The 18,708-nt window shown below is 63.6% G+C and carries 17 protein-coding genes; 12 read left to right on the top strand and 5 right to left on the bottom strand.

Annotation, left to right across the window (positions count from 1 at the left end; genetic code table 11):
• Positions 1–18 precede the first annotated feature (18 nt).
• Entirely contained in the window at positions 19–693 is a 675-nt protein-coding gene (locus tag A8V01_RS25420) for a response regulator transcription factor (RefSeq protein WP_103099032.1), read from the top strand.
• Entirely contained in the window at positions 686–2,062 is a 1,377-nt protein-coding gene (locus A8V01_RS25415) for a HAMP domain-containing sensor histidine kinase (protein WP_103099031.1), read from the top strand. The genes A8V01_RS25420 and A8V01_RS25415 overlap by 8 nt, the downstream gene beginning before the upstream one ends.
• On the opposite strand, the gene A8V01_RS25410 is transcribed toward A8V01_RS25415, so the two are convergent.
• The gene (locus tag A8V01_RS25410) at positions 2,053–2,937 is read right to left on the bottom strand and encodes a sensor domain-containing diguanylate cyclase (RefSeq protein WP_170066069.1); all 885 of its coding nucleotides are present in this window, start codon (positions 2,935–2,937) and stop codon (positions 2,053–2,055) included. The genes A8V01_RS25415 and A8V01_RS25410 overlap by 10 nt on opposite strands.
• Before the next feature lie 274 nt (positions 2,938–3,211).
• Here A8V01_RS25410 and A8V01_RS25405 point away from each other — a divergent pair, with 274 nt between their 5' ends.
• The 6 genes from A8V01_RS25405 to A8V01_RS25380 all read left to right on the top strand — a co-directional run bounded on the left by A8V01_RS25405 (position 3,212) and on the right by A8V01_RS25380 (position 8,962).
• Positions 3,212–3,898, top strand: a complete 687-nt coding sequence (locus A8V01_RS25405) for a response regulator transcription factor (RefSeq protein WP_103099029.1) — start codon at positions 3,212–3,214, stop codon at positions 3,896–3,898.
• Positions 3,879–5,243, top strand: a complete 1,365-nt coding sequence (locus A8V01_RS25400) for a FecR family protein (protein WP_245892821.1) — start codon at positions 3,879–3,881, stop codon at positions 5,241–5,243. The genes A8V01_RS25405 and A8V01_RS25400 overlap by 20 nt, the downstream gene beginning before the upstream one ends.
• Positions 5,243–7,483: a CHASE2 domain-containing protein gene (locus A8V01_RS25395; protein WP_103099027.1), complete on the top strand. Its 2,241-nt coding sequence runs from the start codon at positions 5,243–5,245 to the stop codon at positions 7,481–7,483. The genes A8V01_RS25400 and A8V01_RS25395 overlap by 1 nt, the downstream gene beginning before the upstream one ends.
• A gap of 102 nt (positions 7,484–7,585) precedes the next feature.
• Complete coding sequence (locus A8V01_RS25390; protein ID WP_103099026.1) at positions 7,586–7,873, top strand: helix-turn-helix domain-containing protein; 288 nt, start codon at positions 7,586–7,588, stop codon at positions 7,871–7,873.
• A complete protein-coding gene (locus A8V01_RS25385) occupies positions 7,870–8,178 on the top strand; it encodes an alkylphosphonate utilization protein (RefSeq protein WP_103099025.1) in 309 nt (102 codons plus the stop codon). Before A8V01_RS25390 ends, A8V01_RS25385 begins: the two co-directional genes overlap by 4 nt.
• A gap of 52 nt (positions 8,179–8,230) precedes the next feature.
• A complete protein-coding gene (locus A8V01_RS25380) occupies positions 8,231–8,962 on the top strand; it encodes a YoaK family protein (RefSeq protein ID WP_103099062.1) in 732 nt (243 codons plus the stop codon).
• Between the two features lie 104 nt (positions 8,963–9,066).
• Here A8V01_RS25380 and A8V01_RS25375 read toward each other — a convergent pair whose 3' ends face one another.
• From A8V01_RS25375 to A8V01_RS25365, 3 genes are all read right to left on the bottom strand, one after another.
• Positions 9,067–9,525, bottom strand: coding sequence for a (R)-mandelonitrile lyase (locus tag A8V01_RS25375; protein ID WP_245892820.1), 459 nt, complete (start codon positions 9,523–9,525; stop codon positions 9,067–9,069).
• 46 nt (positions 9,526–9,571) lie between these two features.
• Entirely contained in the window at positions 9,572–9,976 is a 405-nt protein-coding gene (locus A8V01_RS25370; protein ID WP_103099024.1) for a (R)-mandelonitrile lyase, read from the bottom strand.
• A gap of 218 nt (positions 9,977–10,194) precedes the next feature.
• Positions 10,195–11,409, bottom strand: a complete 1,215-nt coding sequence (locus A8V01_RS25365) for an ROK family transcriptional regulator (protein ID WP_103099023.1) — start codon at positions 11,407–11,409, stop codon at positions 10,195–10,197.
• A gap of 212 nt (positions 11,410–11,621) precedes the next feature.
• On the opposite strand from A8V01_RS25365, the gene A8V01_RS25360 reads away from it, so the two are divergent.
• Complete coding sequence (locus A8V01_RS25360; RefSeq protein ID WP_103099022.1) at positions 11,622–13,088, top strand: glycoside hydrolase family 125 protein; 1,467 nt, start codon at positions 11,622–11,624, stop codon at positions 13,086–13,088.
• 59 nt (positions 13,089–13,147) lie between these two features.
• Positions 13,148–15,475: a GH92 family glycosyl hydrolase gene (locus A8V01_RS25355; RefSeq protein ID WP_103099021.1), complete on the top strand. Its 2,328-nt coding sequence runs from the start codon at positions 13,148–13,150 to the stop codon at positions 15,473–15,475.
• A gap of 39 nt (positions 15,476–15,514) precedes the next feature.
• Here A8V01_RS25355 and A8V01_RS25350 read toward each other — a convergent pair whose 3' ends face one another.
• Positions 15,515–16,765 (bottom strand): alanine racemase, encoded by a 1,251-nt coding sequence (locus A8V01_RS25350; RefSeq protein ID WP_211295183.1) that lies wholly within the window; start codon positions 16,763–16,765, stop codon positions 15,515–15,517.
• Between the two features lie 86 nt (positions 16,766–16,851).
• Between A8V01_RS25350 and A8V01_RS25345 the strand changes: the two genes are divergently transcribed.
• Positions 16,852–18,318, top strand: coding sequence for an N-acyl-D-amino-acid deacylase family protein (locus tag A8V01_RS25345; protein ID WP_103099059.1), 1,467 nt, complete (start codon positions 16,852–16,854; stop codon positions 18,316–18,318).
• Positions 18,315–18,707: a RidA family protein gene (locus A8V01_RS25340; RefSeq protein ID WP_211295181.1), complete on the top strand. Its 393-nt coding sequence runs from the start codon at positions 18,315–18,317 to the stop codon at positions 18,705–18,707. The genes A8V01_RS25345 and A8V01_RS25340 overlap by 4 nt, the downstream gene beginning before the upstream one ends.
• Position 18,708 lies beyond the last annotated feature (1 nt).

Genomic DNA, 18,708 nt, shown 5'->3' with positions numbered 1-18,708 from the left:
ACAAGCGGGGCAACTGCAATGCGCATACTTGTCATAGAAGACGACGCGGAAATGGCGGGGCTCATCGCCGATGGCCTTGCCGCGCAAGGCCATGTCTCCCTGATCGAGCCCGAAGGACGCCCCGGCCTGCGCCGCGCCCAGAGCGAGAATTGCGATGTCCTGATCGTGGATCGCATGCTTCCAGATATCGACGGCGCAGACCTTGTCGCGGAAATGCGCGGGCTTGGGCTGTCGGAGCCGATCCTGATGCTGACCTCCCTCGGCGCCATCGAGGACCGCGTCAAAGGGCTTGGCAGCGGTGCGGACGACTACCTCGTCAAGCCTTTCGCGATGGCGGAATTGTGCGCACGCATCGATGCGCTCGGTCGCCGCGGGCGCGGCGGGCTTAGCGACACGGCCGTGTGCGGAACCATCAAGATCGACCGTGTCCGCCGCGAGGTGTGGCGCGAAGGGCAGCGGATCGTGCTTCAGCCACGAGAGTTCGAACTGCTTGAACAGCTTATCCGGCAGCAGGATCAGGTGGTATCACGTGCCATGCTGCTCGAACAGGTCTGGCACTTCCATTTCGATCCGCAGACCAACATCGTCGAAACCCATATGAGCCGCCTGCGCCAAAAGCTGAACGCGGACTTTGAACGCGATCCGATCCAGACCGTGCGCGGGGTCGGTTACAAGCTGCGCAGCGATGCCTGATCTGCGTCCGGGGCGGCTGGGCGCAATAACACGCATCGCCGGGTGGTTCGTGGTCTTCTACACGATTGCCACACTGGCTTTGGGCGCCGCCATCTATGTCATCGGCGAAGGGGCTCTGCGCGAACAGATGGACGACCGTATCCTCGCCGAAAGCGCGTATCTGGTCGACGTCCATCGGCACATGGGGGTGGGCGGGCTGCGCCAGACGCTGCAGCGCCGCGACGATCGCGGGGTCAACGCGCTGGGCTATCTTCTGACGAGCGCCTCCGGGCGCAGGCTGGGCGGAGAACTGAAGACGGATCGCCCTCCTGCCGGCTGGGCGCAGATTGAATTTCTCGATCAGGATGACCGCCGCAACGTGGCGCATGCGCTTACCGTCCGCCTGCCGGATGGCAACAGCCTGACGGTGGCGATGGAAATGGCCCCCGAACGCGAACTGCGCCGCACTACAGCACTGCTCCTGCTGGCGGGCGTCAGCGCGACCTTGCTGGGCGGCATCATCGGCGGCGTATTGCTGACCCGTGCCATCCGGTCCCGCCTGCGCGAGATGAATTCCACGGCGCAAGGCATCATTTCGGGCGACATGAACCTGCGCATGCCCATCGCTCGGCCAGATGACGAATTCGGGCAACTGGCCGGAACTCTCAACGCCATGCTGGATCGCAACAGCGCGCTGATCGAGAACCTGCGGCAAGTTTCGAGCGACATCGCGCACGACTTGCGCACCCCGCTGGCCAAAGTCCGCCAGCGTCTGGAACGGATGATGGTGCTGGGCCCCGTGGAAGGCCCGCTGCACGATGAGGTCGAGCGGTCGATCCTTGAAATCGACACGACCCTTTCCCTGTTCAGCGCCCTGCTGCGCATCGCCGAGGTAGAGGCAGGCGCGCTGCGGCAATATTTCCGGATGTTCGACCTTAGCGCCGCCGTCGCAAGGGTCTGCGACAGCTACGTTGCCGTCGCCGAGGACAGCGACAGGACGCTGACATGCCGTCTGGCTCCGGCCGTCTTGATCACCGGCGATGTGGAACTGGTGTCGCAGGCGCTGGTCAACCTGCTGGAAAACGCCCTGCGTTATACCCCTCCCGGTTCCCGCATGAAGGTGGTGCTGGGTACGGAGGGCGGGAAAGTGCTGCTGTCGGTCACCGACAACGGCCCCGGCGTGCCTGAGGAAAGGCGAGAAATACTGACGCAGCGCTTCACACGCGGGGACCGGTCGCGCGGGACTCCGGGCTATGGCCTGGGGCTGCATCTGGTGCAGGCTGTGGCCGAAGTGCATGGCGGGCGGCTTCGGCTGTCGAATGCGGAGCCGGGACTGCGGGCTGACATGGAGTTTCCGCTTCCGATTGCGGAAACCGACGGTCAGGGCTGAGTTGGCGCAGCAGCGGGTTCACACCGGTTCCTGCCGCCCTGCTTCGCGCGATAAAGGGCTGCATCGGCCGTGGCGAAAAGGGCCTCGGCACTGACCGGAACCGCTCCGGGATCGAAGCTCGCGGCCCCTATGCTTGCCGAGAGCCGGCCGTAGGGACTGGTCGGATGGGGGATATCCAGCGCCTCCAGAGCGTGCAGGCAGGCAGCCCCCACCGAGGCCGCGCCGGTTGCCACCGTGTCCGGCAGGATGATGGCGAATTCCTCCCCGCCATAGCGGCAGGCATGGTCGCTTGCCCGGCGCAGGCATGTTTCCAGCGCACCCGCGACAAGCCGCAGGCAGCGGTCGCCTTCCTGATGGCCCAGACTGTCGTTGTAGCTTTTGAACCAGTCGATATCGATGACCAGCAGCGACAGCGGACTGGCCGCACGGCGAGCCCGGCGAAGCTCGCGGTGAAGGGCCATGTCGAAGCCCTTGCGGTTCAGCAGCCCGGTGAGATGATCCCGGCGCGATGCCCGCAGCAGCCGCCGCCGGGACGTGCGCAGCGCCTGCTCTATCCGCGAATTGGGGCTTACGTCCATGGCGATGGCCAGCAGCGCTTCGGCGCCGCTATCCGGATCCGTGACGGCATGGAACGTGACGGCGTAATGGCGCCCGTCCGCGATGAAGCGGCTATCCGGCAAGGGCAGACCGCGCCCTGCAAGGTCGAAATATTCGCGAAGGACGGCTTCCGCTTCGGGGATCAGATCACGCGCCTGCAATCCTGCCAGCGTCGGCAGATCGAAGAGCGCGGCCGCTGCCTCGCTCGCCTTGCTGATCCCGAGACTGCGATCAATCATGCAGACAGCCAGCGACGTCGATCCGAACAGGTGCTTCACGATCCTCCATGGCACTGCAATGGAATGCTGAGCGGCCACGGCCTGGCCGTGGTGCCATATCCTTGCTCTGCCGGGATTGCCTCCCGGTGCCTTGCGCAGTCGCATAGGCGCGGGCGATGGACGCTGTCATGTAAATGAATGCAAAATCAGATCTGCCCACCTTCGAGACACCTGCTGTAAAACATTGCAAAGTCCCGCCGGTCCGCCTCGCAATCGACGACGACGCTGCTATGCAAAAAATACAGCCCTGTGCTGGGGGTACAAAAGGGCAGCCGTGCGGATAGCAATACTTGAGGACGATGTGGCTCTTGCGGGCCTCGTGGAAATGGCACTGGTCGATGCAGGCCATACCTGCGAGGTTTTCGGCGAAGGCCAGTTCCTCGTGCGGGCGCTGCACCGTTCCACGTATGACGTTCTGATCCTGGACTGGAACGTACCGGGGTTGACCGGTCTGGAAGTGATATCCTGGATCAAGGCCAATCTCGACGTCGCGCCGCCTTCGCTGATGCTGACGAGCCGATCTGCCGAGGAGGACATCGTTGCCGGCCTGACCGCAGGGGCAGACGACTATGTGATCAAGCCTGTGGCCCCGGCAGTGCTCAAGGCCAGGGTCAACGCCCTTGCACGCCGGGCATACCCGACCGCCCTGTCCGGGTTCGAACAGTACGGACGTTACCGTTTCGATACCCGCGCGGAAACGGTCGAACTGTCGGGTGAAGGCATCGCGCTTACCGCAAAGGAATTCGCGCTGGCGTTGCTGCTGTTCCGGAACATGCATCGCGCGCTGGCACGGGCCTACATTTTCGAGGCGGTATGGGGCCGCAATCCGAACCTGCCCACACGAACGCTCGACGTGCATATCTCGAACGTCCGGACCAAGCTGAACCTGCGGCCCGACAATGGCGTCAAGCTGGTTCCGATCTATTCGTATGGATACCGACTTGAAGCCCTGGCCTCGTAGAATTCGCAAGCCGGCAGCCGCCGCCCTGCTGCTGCTGGCCGCGATCGGGGGCAACGGCGCTGTTGCCGCCCCTGATCGCGCCGCTGATCGCGCCCCCGATCACACCAGTGCCGCAGAGGCTGCCAGCCCCGATGTACGATACGTGGTGCGCCCGGGCGACAACCTGTTCAGGTTTGCCGCCAACTACCTTGTCCGCACCGACGACTATCGCATCGTGCAAAAGCTCAATCGCGTGGCCGATCCGTTGCGCCTGCCTGTCGGTATGGTGCTTGTCATTCCGCGTCGATTGCTGCGCCACGAAGCCGTTAAGGGGACCGTCCACAGCATGCGCGGCGCGGTGCGCATCGGGGGCAAGCCTGCGTCAGTCGGGATGGCGGTCGGCGAGGGCATGCTCATCGAAACCGGGCAGAAGTCGTTCGTTACGCTTACGCTGCCCGATGCGACAACCATCGCCCTGCCCTCGCAATCGGCGGTACGCGTCCAGCGCCTGCGCAGGGTTGTGTTCGAAAGCCACGTCGAGCGTCTTTTCGCGATCGAGCATGGGCGCGCAAGCGCCACCGTCACGCCGATGACCGATCCCCTCAGCGACTTTCGGTTCTCCACGCCGCGGGCCGTCACCTCGGTGCGGGGTACGCACTTTCGCATGGGCTATGATGCGCAGGCCGGGCTGGCGACAAGCGAGGTTCTGGAAGGCAAGGTCGGCTTCGATACCGGACAGGACAGCACACAGACACTGCCTGCAGGTTTCGGCACGACAAGCGAACTGGCAAGCCCCGTGGCCCTGCTGCCCGCCCCGGAATTCCTGATGCCCGGCACGCCGCAAACCGCCGATGGGCTGTTCTTCGCGTTGAAGCCGCTGCCCGGCGCCGTGGCCTACCACGTGCAGATCGCAAGGGACGACCGGTTCCTTGAAGTGGTGGACGAAGCGACAAGCACCTCTTCGCAGGTCCGCTTCGCCTCGCTGCCCGACGGCGCGTACTTCGTGCGGGCGACCGCCATCGATAGCAACGAACTTGAAGGAGAGCCCGCGGGATACCGGTTCCAGCGCCAATTGCAACGAATGCGCATGGGCATCGACATGGGCTGGGTCGGACCTTACCGCCAGTACCTGTTCTGGTGGGATACCCGCGATGCCACAAGTGCCCGGTTCCGCTTCCAGCTTGCCAAGGCGGGCAAGGAAGAACGCCCGATCGTCGACATGCCGGAACTCTCGAACACGTCGCAGACGGTGATCGACATTCCGCGCGGCCGCTATCGCTGGCGGGTCCAGACCAGCCGCGTGGTGGAAGGCAAGATAAGCGCCGAATGGTCGGACTATGGCGAACTTCGGGTCGAAAGCCGCTGATGTGCCCAAGGCGGCATCTCAGGCTGCGCACCCAATGGTGGCTGATCCTTTTCGCCACCAGCCTGCTTGTCACGCTTATGACGGTCGACCGCACGGCTGAGCGGTTCGACAATGCCATCTACGATCACCTGCTGCAACTTGCCCCATCGCCGCGATCCGATGCGATCCTGCTCGTCGAAATCGATGACGAAAGCATCGGGCGGCTGGGCCGCTGGCCGTGGAACCGCAGCGTTCATGCCGCGCTGATCGATCGGCTGAATGCTGCCGGTGCCAAGGCGATCGGCTATGACGTACTGTTCACCGAACCTGCCGGGGAAGAAGATGACGAACGGCTTGCCCGTGCGATCGCGGGCGCAAGTCCGGTCTTTCTGCCTGCCCTGCCGTCGGGCGCCTTGAACGAAGGTGGGGCCGGGTCCGCCATCCTGCCGATCGACAGGTTCCGGGATGCCGCCGCCGGGATCGGGGTCGCCACCATCGCACCCGATCCGGATGGCGTAGTGCGCGGTGCAGCCGCTTCGCACGGTGCACCGGGTCGGCCGGGGCACCTCATGGCGGAAATGGCACGATCCCTGCCGCATTCCGGCCATGTGCCATCAGATGCACGGCTGATACCGTTCGGCGGTGGCGAGGGGCGCTGGCCGGAAGTGTCGGCGGCCGCGATCCTTGCCGGGCAAGTGCCTGCCGCACTGATCGAAGGCAAGATCGTGCTTGTCGGTGTGACCGCTCCGGGGCTGGGCAGTCGCTATGCCACGCCCACAGGCGGCGTGATGACGGGCCTCGAAATTCAGGCTTATCTTCTTCAGGGTCTGCGCAGCAATGCAATGATGACGCGGGCCGGCCTGACGGCATGCCTTGTTATCGCACTCCTGCCTCTCTGCATGCTCATGATGGGGCTGGGCCCTTTCCGAAGGCTTCCGGCGCTCGCCTGCCTGGGGCTGTGTTCGGCGCTGGTGCTTGGGGCATCGGTCTGCGCCCTGATGCTGCTGCGCGTATGGCTGCCACCGTCCGCAGCGCTGACGGGCCTTGCGCTGGCATATCCGGTGTGGGGGTGGCGGCAGCTGGCCGCGGCTGAACGCTTCATGCGCGCGCAGCTTGAACGGCTGGAGGAAGAACCCGCGCTTGTCCCCCGCACCGCCTTCATCCGCCGCGAAGGAGGCGTCGCCTACACGATTTCCCTGTTGCGAAACGCTATCGCCCGTAACCGCGAAATGCGTCATTTCGTCGCGGGTCGGCTTGACCAGCTACCCGACGCGACGATCGTGGCGGACCTTGCCGGAACCATCCTTCTGACGAACCTTGCGGCGCGAAGATTGTTCGCCGATCAGCCTGAGGCCCTTGCGGAAACTGCCGGTCTGGGCCCGATCCTGAACCGCTGCCGCGTTACCGGGAGCGGGGATATGCTGCGCTTTTGTCCGGGCATGGCGCCGCCTTCGGCCTGCGAAGTGCAGTTTGATCAGGGCCGATACTTCCTGTTCGGAATGGCGCCGCAGACTTCCACGGACGGCGCGCATGTCGGGTGGGTCGTGCGCTTCGTGGACATCAGCGAAGCCAAGGCTGCGCAAAAGCAGCGCGATGACGTGGTGCAACTGCTCACTCACGACATGCGATCGCCGCAGGCGTCGATCCTTGCCGTGCTTGAAACCGCGCCCGCCGACCGTATCGCGCCCCAGGAGTCCCGCTCCATCCGCTATTACGCCGAACGCACGTTGCAACTTGCGGACGGCTTCGTTCAACTGGCCCGCGCCGAAAACCTCGAATACGCGCTTGAAGAGACGGACCTGGGCGACATGCTGATGGACGCGATCGACGATCTGTGGCCGCAGTCCCGTGCGAAATCGATCGACATCGTGACGCAGGCGGAAGAACGGCTTGTGGCCACGGTAGAACGGTCCTTGATGACAAGGGCACTGGTCAACGTGATCGGCAACGCCATCAAGTACAGCGAAGAAGGAACGACGATCACCTGCTCGCTTTCGTCGCAGGTGCGCGGCGACGGCGTGCTGTGTGCGGTCTATGCCATCCAGGATCAGGGACCGGGTATCGCACCCGCGCTGCGGCAGACGATCTTCGAACGATTCCGGCGAGGGCCGGTCGGTCTGGGTCCGAGAGAAAGCGGTGCAGGGCTTGGCCTCAATTTCGCGCATACGGTGATGGTTCGTCATCACGGGCGCATCGAATGCCGAAGCGAAACCGGGCACGGCGCAACGTTCCTGCTGCAACTGCCGCTGATCGTCGACTGAGCCCGGTGATCGCCTGCGAAGCTTTCACCGGACGGTCCGAAAAAGATGGAAGAGTTATATATAAATCTTGATTACTGATGTTTTATACATCACTATTGATTGATGATCACCTCACAGCAGATGCGCGCTGCCCGGGCGATGCTCGAACTTGACCAGAAAGATCTGGCAGACCTTTCCGGCGTTTCCCTGCCCACGATCCAGCGGATGGAAGCCTCCGGAGGGCAGGTGCGCGGCGTCGTGGAAACGCTCGTCAAAGTCATCTCCGCCCTCGAAGCTGCAGGTATCGAGCTGATCGGTGACAACGCGCCCAGTCAGGGCATCGGGCGCGGCGTGCGCCTGCGCAGTATTGCCCCCTCCGCTCGGGGGCCGGAAACGGACAAGAAGATATGACAGACGCCAACGACGATTACGTCTACGATGAAGACAGCGGCGAATGGATGCCCGCCTCGGAACTGGCCGAACGCCAGCGTGCCGCCGCTCAGCCCGAGGTGCGTGATGCCGTTGGCAATGTGCTTGCGGACGGCGATCAGGTGACACTGATCAAAGATCTTGACGTAAAGGGGGCGGGCCAGACGTTAAAGCGCGGCACGTTGATCAAATCGATCCGCCTGACCGGTGACAGTCAGGAGATCGACTGCAAATTCGACGGGATCAAGGGCCTCGTCCTCAGGGCGGAATTCGTCCGCAAGCGCTGATGATTGCCAGCGCTGAACCATGCCGTGCCGTCGCACAGAATGTGACGGCACGGTGCTGATCCGGCAGGGAGACGCGCGAGACAGCCGCCTTGATCGCAAGCTTGCCTTTGCCCTTGCTGCGGTCGCCGGCGGCCTCAATGCTGCGGCCTTCCACGAGGTTGGCTTCTTCGCAGCGAACATGACCGGAAACGTCTCTGCCCTGTCCAGCCTGATAGCTACGGGGCAGTGGTGGTACGGGCTTGGCTACCTGGCCATCGTCGTCGCCTTCATCGTGGGCGCTGCTGTATCGACGCTGGCGATTGCCGCCGGGCTGAGGCGCGGCGTAGTCACGATCTATGCACGCATCATCCTGGCCGAAGCGGCCTGCCTTGCCATGCTTGGGCTTGGGCTTTGGCTTGTACGCGCTACGGCCGACCGGGCATCAGGCGTGCCGCTGCTCGTCCTTGCGCTGAGTTTCCTGATGGGTCTGCAGAACGCGATAGTCACCCATATTTCGGATGCGCGTGTACGAACCACCCACATTTCGGGCATGGCCACCGATATCGGCATCGGCCTTGCGCGGCTGCTCGACCGCGGCCCGGACAAAGTGCCTCTTGCCGTTCGAGCAGCGATCATCACCAAATTGCGCCTCCATGCCGGCACGGTGCTGTCCTTTTGCACCGGAGGCGTTGCCGGGGTGCTGGCATGGCGTCTGATCGGTGATCTGAGCTTCACGGCCGCAGGTGCACTGCTATCCCTGATCGCATGGTTTTCGATCGTTGCAGCCAAGGCTCCGACAACCTGATTCAGCGCCGCATCCGTGTCGGTCAGGCACGACAAGCCATTTCGATATAAAAACTCTTCCTGCTCTCCGAGTTGTCAGATGACGTCACCTGATTGGAGAATGCTCTAGAATGACGGCCCCCGGTACTGATCATCATCAACGGCCTCGGCCCAATCGACGTTCCCGCCATTCAGGACTTCGCTGATTGCCAGATGAGTCATGGCGCTGTCGGACGAGGCGCCGTGCCAGTGCCTAACACCCGGCGCCACATAAACCACGTCACCCGCGCAGATCCGGTGAACACGTCCTCCCTCCTCCTGCGTCCACCCGCAACCCTCAGTCACATAAAGTGTCTGGCCTGCGGGATGCACATGCCAATGACTGCGAGCCCCTTTCTCGAACATCACGAGCGCCGTCCCCGCCTGACCGGGCGCTACAGCGCTGGTCAGTCTTTTCAGGGAGACCTTGCCGGTGAAAAAGGCTGCGGGCGCAGGCTGAGCCTCGACTTTCCCGGATTCCACGACCTGCGCACCCACCGCCATAGGAGCGATGGAAAGCGCGATGCCCGGCAGAAGCAACTTCATTGCCATTCCTCTAAAATCAGGCCCCCGAAGCGTTGTCTTCCAAGGCTCAGGCGTCAATGCGAAGATACTGTGCGTCAGTAACCGGCTCCATCCACGTGACCGGACTGCCATCAAGCGCTTCCTGTACCGCAATATGAGTCATCGCAGTGGTAGAGGTGGCACCATGCCAGTGGCGATGCCCCGGCGGGCACCAGATCACGTCACCCGCCCGAATCTCGACGATTTCTTCACCTTCGCACTGAGTCCATCCGCAGCCGGCGGTAACGATCAGCGTCTGGCCAAGCGGATGCGTATGCCAATTGGTTCGCGCGCCGGGCTCGAAGGTTACTGCGGCGCAGGCGTGACGGGCGGGTTCCGGCGGCGCGTTGAGCATATCGATGCGCACGCTGCCGGTGAAGTATTCGGCGGGCCCCTTCTGGGACGGCTGCGAAGCAGCGCGGAAAAGCTTCATGACGTGATCCTTGCAACGGACGAAAAAACGAATGTGCGTCTGTCGCGATCTAACGTTCGCAAGGCCCGATCGTCACCCTTCGCCCGAATTCATGCAGCGATGAGCAGCCCTCAACAAGTCACGTAAAGGACGGAATTTGTCGCGCCCAACCGATGACCTGGGCACCATTGCCCGCTATCTCAAATCGCTGCCTGGTGACCGCAACGGGAAACGTCAGGCTACCCCCGGCCGGCCTGCATCAGCGTCGCGTCCGAAGGAAGCAATTGGTCAAGGAACGGCAGGATTGCGGCGCCAATCGCAGCCGCATCCTCAGCCATTGCAGCGCGCATGATCGGCGCGGTCGCGGGAAGGCTCATGGAGGCCAGCCGCTCATTCAGGCGCTGAATCAGCACATCCGCCAGAAAGTCGGGAAGCCGACCGCCAAGGATGATCGCATGTGGATCGATCAGGTAGTTGATGTTCAGCAGCGGCGGCGTCAGCGCACGCGTCGCATCTTCCAGCCACCGGTCAAGCACCGGCTGCAATGCAGGATCTTCGGGGTCCAGATCGGCAAGGCGAGCGACAGGTATTCCGGCGGTCGCCAGATAGTGCATCAGTGCTGAAAGCGAGACGACATCCTGCACCACGGCTCCGGGAATCGGGTTGGTGGTGTCGGGAAGCAGGCCAAGCTCGGCGCTGCGGCGGTTCGCACCTTCGACATAGTGCCGGTCAATCATCAGGCCGCCTCCCAGGCCGGAACTGATGAAAATGTAGAAGAAGCTGGGCAGCGTCAGACCCGTGCCTGATTGCGCCTCTCCCACGGCGGCGGCGGCGGCGTCGTTGTCAACCAGCACCGGCCAGGGCAGCACCGGCGCCAGCAGGTCGGCGATCGACAATTCCGCCCAGCGCGCGAAAGGCTGGGACCGGCCGGGCAGTGCAATCGCCCCCAGATCGTCCGGCAAGGCCACGCCGACGCCCAGCACCCTTTCGCGCCCTACTCCCGCGTCGGCAAGCAAGGTATCGAGCGCCCCCGCCACGAACTCGACTACGTCTTCGGGCGATGCGTATTCCGTTTCCCGCATAGCCCGTGCGCGAACCTGTCCGGCAAGGTCGATCGCCACCATCGTCACGTGGTCGCGATCGATGTTGAGGCCGATCGCCACGCATCCCAGCGGCTCGATCTTCAGCTGGATCGCCGGCTGTCCCCGCGCGCCCTGAAGACGGCCCGTTTCCTTGATCAGCCCTGCATCGATCAAGCGGCGCGTGATATTGGCAATGGTCGGCGCTGTAAGACCCGTGGTACGGCACAACTCAACCCGCGTCGCTTCACCGATGGTGCGGATTGCCTGCAGCACAACGCGCTGATTGTAATCCCCCGCACGCGCAAGATTGGTGCCGGACAAAGTGACCGACAGCCGGTTGCCGCGCCTTTCGGGAATTACGTCTACGGTCATTGATGCGCCTTTCCGGCGCCAGTTAACAGGTTTTCCCGACACGGGTAATCCTTAGCGGAGCCGAACTGGCGATGCTATCCGCAAGCCCGGCGCACGCCAAGCAGGGACGGTGCATCTCCACAATAAAAAATAATTTTATTTATTGTATTGTTAGCGTCGATTGCGTCGCGTAGCCTTTTGCCGGAAGCGACGGGCAGCAGGGGCGAAAATCAATGGAAGGGACCAGGGTGGCGGGAACTGTGAATGAGATACGGCTGACACGCCGCGCCGCGCTGACAGCTACAGGCGGGCTCGCATTGGCCTCTGCGCCTCGGGCGATGGCAGCCTCGAACTCTTTCCAGAGCCGCCGTCCCGATATCGCCCGGCGCAACTTCACCAGCATGGCGGTGGAAAAGGAAATCGCCCGCGTAACCGCGCGCATCGCCGATCCTGAAATCGCATGGCTTTTTGCAAACTGCTATCCCAACACGCTCGACACCACGGTCCACGTCGCCACGCTCGACGGCAAACCCGATACGTTCGTCATCACCGGCGATATCGAGGCGATGTGGCTGCGTGACAGTTCCGCCCAGTTGCAAAGCTACGTCCACCTTGCAGACAAGGACGAGGCCCTGCGCCGCCTGTTTCGCGGTGCGATCCGACGGCAGGCGCGCTGCATCCTGATCGACCCTTACGCCAATGCCTTCATGCACGACCCGCAGGCAGGGTCTAACCTTGGCGCGGTCCATGACGCGACCGAGATGAAACCCGGTGTCGCGGAGCGCAAATGGGAGCTGGATTCGCTGTGCTACCCGCTGCGCCTGGCCGATGCATACTGGCAGGCGACACATGACAAAGCTCCGTTCGATGACGAATGGGCCGATGCGATGCGCACCGTAGTACGCACCCTGCGCGAACAGCAGCGCAAGGATGGCGACGGCCCCTACACATTCGAGCGCGATACCCGCCGCTCCACTGAGACGCTGATGCTCAAGGGAGTGGGGGCGCCGACGCGCAAGGTCGGACTGATCCATTCGATGTTCCGCCCTTCGGACGATGCCTGCACGCTGCCGTTCCTCATCCCGTCCAACCTTTTCGCCGTTGCGGCCCTGCGTATGCTGGCGACCGTGCTGAACGAGGCTCGCGGCGACGCGGCGGCGGCAACGGATTGCCTCGCCCTTGCCGCCGAAGTCGAGGCGGCGCTGCAAATCTATGGCGTGATGGACGACGGTGCCGGCAACAAGGTCTGGGCGTTCGAGACTGACGGGTTCGGCAACACTCTCTTCATGGACGATGCCAACGTACCCAGCCTTTCGGCGCTGCCGCTGCTGGGCGTCTGCGCAATGAGCGATCCGACCTACCAGCGCACCCGCGCGCTCGCCTGGTCCGGGCGCAACCCCTATTTCTTCAAAGGCACGGCAGCAGAAGGTATCGGCGGCCCGCACAAGGGGCTGGGGATGATCTGGCCGATGTCAATCATCACACGCGCCATGACCACCGAGGACGACGACGAAATCCGTCAGTGCCTGCGCTGGCTCAAGACCACGCACGCCGGCACGGGCTTCATGCACGAATCCTTCGACAAGGACGACCCTTCGCATTTCTCGCGATCATGGTTCGCCTGGGCCAATGGATTGTTCGGGGAATTGATCCTCGACCTCGAACGCCGCCGCCCGGCGCTTCTGGCCGAACGCTACTAAGCACGCAGCCGATCCTTTCGGACACAATTGCATCGCGCGCATAATCAGGGAGACATTCCATGACCCGAACCACCCGTCGCAGGCTGCTGGCCGGCTCGACCCTTGCCGCCCTGGGTTCCGCCATGGGCGCGTTCCCCGCCGCCGCGCGCGCATCGACCGCGCCCCAGGCGAGCGCGCCGGACCTGTTCATCGGCACCGGAGGTCACGGTCACACGTTCCCCGGCGCGACGCTGCCGTTCGGCATGGTGCAGCTTTCCCCCGACACCAACAACGCGGGCTGGGACGCATGTTCCGGCTATCACCAGTCCGATCGATCGATCATGGGCTTCTCCCATACGCACTTGTCCGGCACCGGCATCGGCGACATGCTTGACGTGCTGGTCGTGCCTACCCGCAAGGACCTGAAACTGGTTTCCGGCACACCGCAGGACCCGGCCTCTGGTTATCGCCAGACGTACAGCGATGAACATGCAGAGCCGGGATACTATCGCGTCCGCCTTGAATCCGGCGTTCTGGCCGAACTGACAGCCACCGAGCGCACCGGCCTGCACCGATACACCTTCGCCAAGGGGCCCGGCCATCTGCTGATCGACTTCGCACACTGCAAGCAGGAAACCGCCGACGAGCCGATCCGCATAGAGGATGCTTCGCTGGTGCTTGGCCCTGATGGCGTGCTTACCGGCAGTCGGCAGGTGTTCCGCTGGGCCGAGGGGCGCCGTATCCATTTCGCGATGCAGCTTTCGCGTAAGCCAGACCGCATCGAATTCTTCGGTGATGACGATGTCCCCGCAACCGCCGGCGCCAGTGGCGTCAGCGGCCACCGGCTGAAGGCTGCGCTCTTCTTCGATGACGCCGGCGCAGCCCCGATCGAGATCAAGACCGGCATCTCCGCAGTTGACGTGGCGGGTGCACGCGCCGCGCTGGACGAAGCGCCGGGTTGGGCTTTCGACCGCACCGTCACCGCCGCGCGGCGCATCTGGGCCGGCCACCTCGATGCGGTGCGGGTAACCGGCGGTACGCCGGCACAGCGCACCATTCTTGCAAGCGCGCTTTATCACACGATGATGGGCCCCACGCTGTTCAGCGATCGCGACGGGCGCTACGTCGGACTGGATCAGCAGGTGCGCACCCTGCCCGCGGGCGAGCGAGCCTACAGCGCCTATTCGCTATGGGACACCTATCGCGCGCTGCATCCCCTGATGACGCTGATCCGCCCGGACATGGCGCAGCGCTTCGTGCACGACCTGATCCGCCAGACGCAGGACAGCCCTTTCGGACCGCCCACGTGGCCGCTTCAGGGGCGTGAAACCGGATGCATGAACGGGTGGCATTCGGTCGTCGTCCTGGCCGAAGCCCACGCCAAGGGCATTGTCGCGGATTACGCGGCTGCCTGGCCCAACATCCGCAAGCGCGCATTCGACGTGCAGTACCCGGACACGCTCGCCACGCAGGGGCGCGCCCCCTACATGGAGCAGGGCTACATCCCGGCGGACAAGGTCAAGGAATCCGTCAGCCGCACTCAGGAATATGCGTATGACGACCACGCCGCCGCCGTGATCGCCGACCTTGCCGGCGCCGGCGCGGACGCTGCCGAGTTACGGCGCCGCAGCGGCAACTGGCGCAACGTCATCGACCCGCAAATCGGCTTCGCACGCCCGCGCTTCGCCGATGGAAGCTGGTGGGCGCCCTACGATCCGGTGCAACTGGGCCACATGCCCCAGCCGCGCTGGCGTGATTATACCGAGGCCAACGGGTGGCAGGCGACCTTCCTCGTCCAGCACGATCTCTATGGCCTGATCGACCACTTCGGTGGCGACGCGGCTTACGAGGCAAAACTGGATTCGTTCTTCAACGCGCCCTCGACCCTGCCCGACAACGCGCCGCCGGATATCGCCGGACTGGTTGGCCAGTACGCGCACGGCAACGAGCCGGGGCACCACGTCCCCTACCTCTACGCCTATGTCGGCGCGCCCTGGAAAACCCAGGCGATGGTGCGCCGTCTATGCACCGAGATGTACAAGGACGATCCCGACGGCGTCATCGGCAACGACGACTGCGGCCAGATGAGCGCCTGGTTCATCTTCTCATCGCTGGGCTTCTACCCCGCGGACCCTACCACCGGAGTTTACGTGCTGGGCTCTCCGCTGTTCGATACGGCCGAGGTAAAACTGGGCGAAGGCCGCACGCTGCGCGTGCACGCGGTCGGCAATGCACCTGACCGCCCCTACGTCCAGTCCGTGCGATGGAACGGCAAGCCGTGGAAGCACAACTGGATCTCGCACCGCGATCTGGCACAAGGCGGTGATCTGGAATTCACGATGGGCGCTTCGCCTTCGCGCTTCGGCACGGCCAAGGAAGACCGCCCGCCCTCCCCGCCCGGAAAGTGAGGCGCGCGCTGCCCACACTTCCCCATAAACCCCCAACCCCTAGAAAAACGTCTCCACAACCTCGATGCAGTTGAGGGCGTCGTCCACGATAAGCAGGCGACGCCACTTATCGAAAGTCAGGCATGGATGCGATATGTCGAACGCGATGACGTCGCCAACGGCGATGTCATCGCCGGGCGCAAAAGTCAGATAGGCATGCTGATCCATCATCCCGGTCACTTCCCAGTTCGAAGGCGCCGGCTGTATCGTGGTATCACGGCCAGGGCGCAACTGCGTCGCGGGGCGCGGCATCCCGGCGTCGAAAGCGACATCACGCTTGCCCATCGCAACGACCGCACGGCCCGCATCGGGAATGGACTGGACGACCGCCCAGACCTGCAAGGCCGGTAGCAAAGCCGTCCCCAGCGTCGGCGCTACAGGGTTACGTGCAAGAATGCGCGCCTGCGCCTCGCGGTAAAGGCCGTCATCATGACTGATGTAGCAGCCCGGCCGCAGGACCACTTCGGCCACGCCACGCCGCGCAAGGTCGGCAGTCTCCTCGGCTACCACATCATACCACGCAGAACCCGCGCCAGAGAGGATGGCTTTATCTCCCGTTATCGCCCCGCAGGCGATCAGACGGTCGGTCGTTGCCACGGCGCGGCTTATGAAGCGGCGGATTTGTGCCTCGTCGGGCAGTACGCCTTCGTAGAACTCTACGCCTGCAAGGCGCAGCGCATCCGGCCAATCATCCAGCGCCGCAAGGACCGCCTGCAATCCCGCCTCTTCTCGCACGCCGGTACGGAAGCCGGGCTGATCAGGTTCGGGCGCAAGTTCAAGCAGCACCTCAAGCACAAGCCCGCGCGAACGACATGCGGCGCCCAGCATGGCCACTCCCTGCGGGGAATCGACAAGGCACATCACCCGCAATTCCGGTCGCTTCAGCAAATCTGCCAGCATCGCGATGTTGCCCGCACCGACGACCTGGTTCGCGATCAGGATCCGGTCGACCCCGGCGTTCGCCGCAACCTCTGCCTGCTGCGTGGTCGCCACGGTGACACCCCAGGCTCCGGCTTCAACCTGCCGACGGAACAATGCCGGTGCCATCGTGGTCTTCCCATGCGGCGCCAGCGCCATCCCATACGCCTGCATGAACGTACGCATCCATTCGAGATTGTGGGCGATCCGCGATTCCCTGAGCACCGCAGCTGGAAAAGGCACATCACCGCGAAGAAGGTTCCACTGCCTGGGATCGCCTCGCCCCACGCCCTTGTGATGATCGATTGCGACTGCGTTCTCAGCGGGGCTCACGGCAGACCTCCATTAAATAAAGAAATTTATTTACATTATCTTTGCCCTGAGTGACAATGCCCTCCGTTACAAAAGGCGGCAGCAGCATGGCACGTACTATCATAATAGGAGCCCATGTGCTGGACGGCAGCGGCGCCCCTGCGCATCAGGTCGATGTCGCTTTTGCCGAAGGCGTGATCGTGACGGTCGGCACAGTCTCGCCCCAGCCTGACGACATCGTGATCGAAGCCCATGGCCTCACGCTGGCGCCCGGTTTCATCGATGTTCACACGCACGATGATCTAGCGGTAATCGTCGCCCCCGAAATGACCGCGAAGGTCACGCAGGGCGTCACCACTGTCGTGGTCGGCAATTGCGGGATCAGCGCGACAACCCCATTCCCGTCGCAGGCGGAACTTCCTGACCCCTTGGTGCTGCTTGGGCCGGCCGCGCAGTTCCGCTATGCAGACTTCACCGCCTACGCCAACGCGGTAGAGACGGCTCGGCCAGCGACCAACGTGATTGCCCTGGTTGGCCATACCGCGATGCGCGCCCGCCACATGGACCGGCTCGACCGTGCCGCGCAACAGGCCGAACGCGAAGCGATGCGCAGCGAACTTGCCGCCTCCCTCGCCGCAGGAGCCTTCGGGTTTTCCACCGGCCTTGCCTATGCAAACGCCAACGCAGCTTCGACCGAAGAAGTCATGGCGCTGGCCGATGCGCTGCGCGATAGTGGCGCGCTCTACTGTACCCACTTGCGCAGCGAAGGTGCGGCGATCGACGAAGCGTTGGACGAAGCTTTCGCTATCGCCCGTCATGGCAATGCCCCGGTGATCGTCTCACATCTCAAGTGTGCAGGCGCCGCGCAATACGGCCGCAGCGCCGCCATCCTTGCACGCATGGAAGCCGCTGCACGCCAGCAGAGCGTCGCGTGCGACTGCTATCCCTATAGCGCCAGTTCCTCGACACTCGATATCAAGCAGGTCGTTCCCGAAACCCCGATCCGGATCACCTGGTCCGACCCGGAGCCAACCCAGGCAGGACGTATGCTGTCCGAAATCGCAGCCGACTGGGCCGTCGACCTCAAGACAGCGGCGTCTCGACTGCAACCGGCGGGCGCGGTCTACCACTGCATGACCGAAGAGGACGTCGATCGTATCCTCTCGCACCCACTTACCATGATCGGCTCGGACGGGCTCCCCTGCGACCCCCAGCCCCATCCGCGCTTGTGGGGCAGTTTCGCAAGGGTTCTCGGCCACTACGTGCGCGAGCGCGCGGTGCTTCCCCTTTCCAAGGCGGTACGCAAGATGACAGGCCTCACCGCCGACACGCTCGGCCTTACCGACCGGGGCTATGTACGCGAAGGGCTGGCCGCCGATCTCGTGTTGTTCGACCCTGCCAAGATCGCCGACTGTGCAACCTATGATGATCCGCAACAGACGGCCGCAGGCATCTATGGCGTGTGGGTCAACGGCGTTGCCACTGTCAAGGCGGGAAGCCCCACCGGCCGGCGCGGCGGCGCGATGCTGCGCCGCCAATCCCATTCCCAACAAACCGAGGAAATGATCAAGTGACAGACGGCATTAAACGTTTTGGCGTAGAAGGCGGCACCGGTACCGGCGGCCAGCACCTTCCCTTCGCACGCGCAGTAGCGGCGGACGGCTGGCTCTACGTTTCCGGCCAGGTGGCTATGGTCGAGGGCGAAGTGATCGATGGCGGCATCGTCGCCCAGTCCCACCAGGCGATCCGCAATGTCATCGCGATCCTTGAGGAAGCAGGCTACGGCCCTGAACATGTAGTGCGCTGTGGCGTGTGGCTTGATGATGCGCGCGATTTTCAGTCGTTCAACCGCGTGTTCAAAGAATACTTCGGCACCAATCCTCCGGCACGCGCCTGCGTCGTCTCGCCCATGGTGGTGGACTGCAAGGTAGAAGTGGATTGCGTCGCCTGGAAGCGGCCCTGAC

Source organism: Novosphingobium guangzhouense (assembly GCF_002896965.1).
Classification (GTDB): Bacteria; Pseudomonadota; Alphaproteobacteria; order Sphingomonadales; family Sphingomonadaceae; genus Novosphingobium; species Novosphingobium guangzhouense.
The sequence above is the reverse complement of the archived record's forward strand: the minus strand, read 5'-3'. Positions and strand labels throughout refer to the sequence as shown.

Coding starts and splice junctions, on each gene's coding strand:
- A8V01_RS25420 (WP_103099032.1), top strand. CDS start 19: ATGCGCATACTTGTCATAGAAGACGACGCGGAAATGGCGGGGCTCATC.
- A8V01_RS25415 (WP_103099031.1), top strand. CDS start 686: ATGCCTGATCTGCGTCCGGGGCGGCTGGGCGCAATAACACGCATCGCC.
- A8V01_RS25395 (WP_103099027.1), top strand. CDS start 5,243: ATGTGCCCAAGGCGGCATCTCAGGCTGCGCACCCAATGGTGGCTGATC.
- A8V01_RS25390 (WP_103099026.1), top strand. CDS start 7,586: ATGATCACCTCACAGCAGATGCGCGCTGCCCGGGCGATGCTCGAACTT.
- A8V01_RS25385 (WP_103099025.1), top strand. CDS start 7,870: ATGACAGACGCCAACGACGATTACGTCTACGATGAAGACAGCGGCGAA.
- A8V01_RS25375 (WP_245892820.1), bottom strand. CDS start 9,525: ATGAAGTTGCTTCTGCCGGGCATCGCGCTTTCCATCGCTCCTATGGCG.
- A8V01_RS25370 (WP_103099024.1), bottom strand. CDS start 9,976: ATGAAGCTTTTCCGCGCTGCTTCGCAGCCGTCCCAGAAGGGGCCCGCC.
- A8V01_RS25365 (WP_103099023.1), bottom strand. CDS start 11,409: ATGACCGTAGACGTAATTCCCGAAAGGCGCGGCAACCGGCTGTCGGTC.
- A8V01_RS25360 (WP_103099022.1), top strand. CDS start 11,622: ATGGAAGGGACCAGGGTGGCGGGAACTGTGAATGAGATACGGCTGACA.
- A8V01_RS25355 (WP_103099021.1), top strand. CDS start 13,148: ATGACCCGAACCACCCGTCGCAGGCTGCTGGCCGGCTCGACCCTTGCC.
- A8V01_RS25345 (WP_103099059.1), top strand. CDS start 16,852: ATGGCACGTACTATCATAATAGGAGCCCATGTGCTGGACGGCAGCGGC.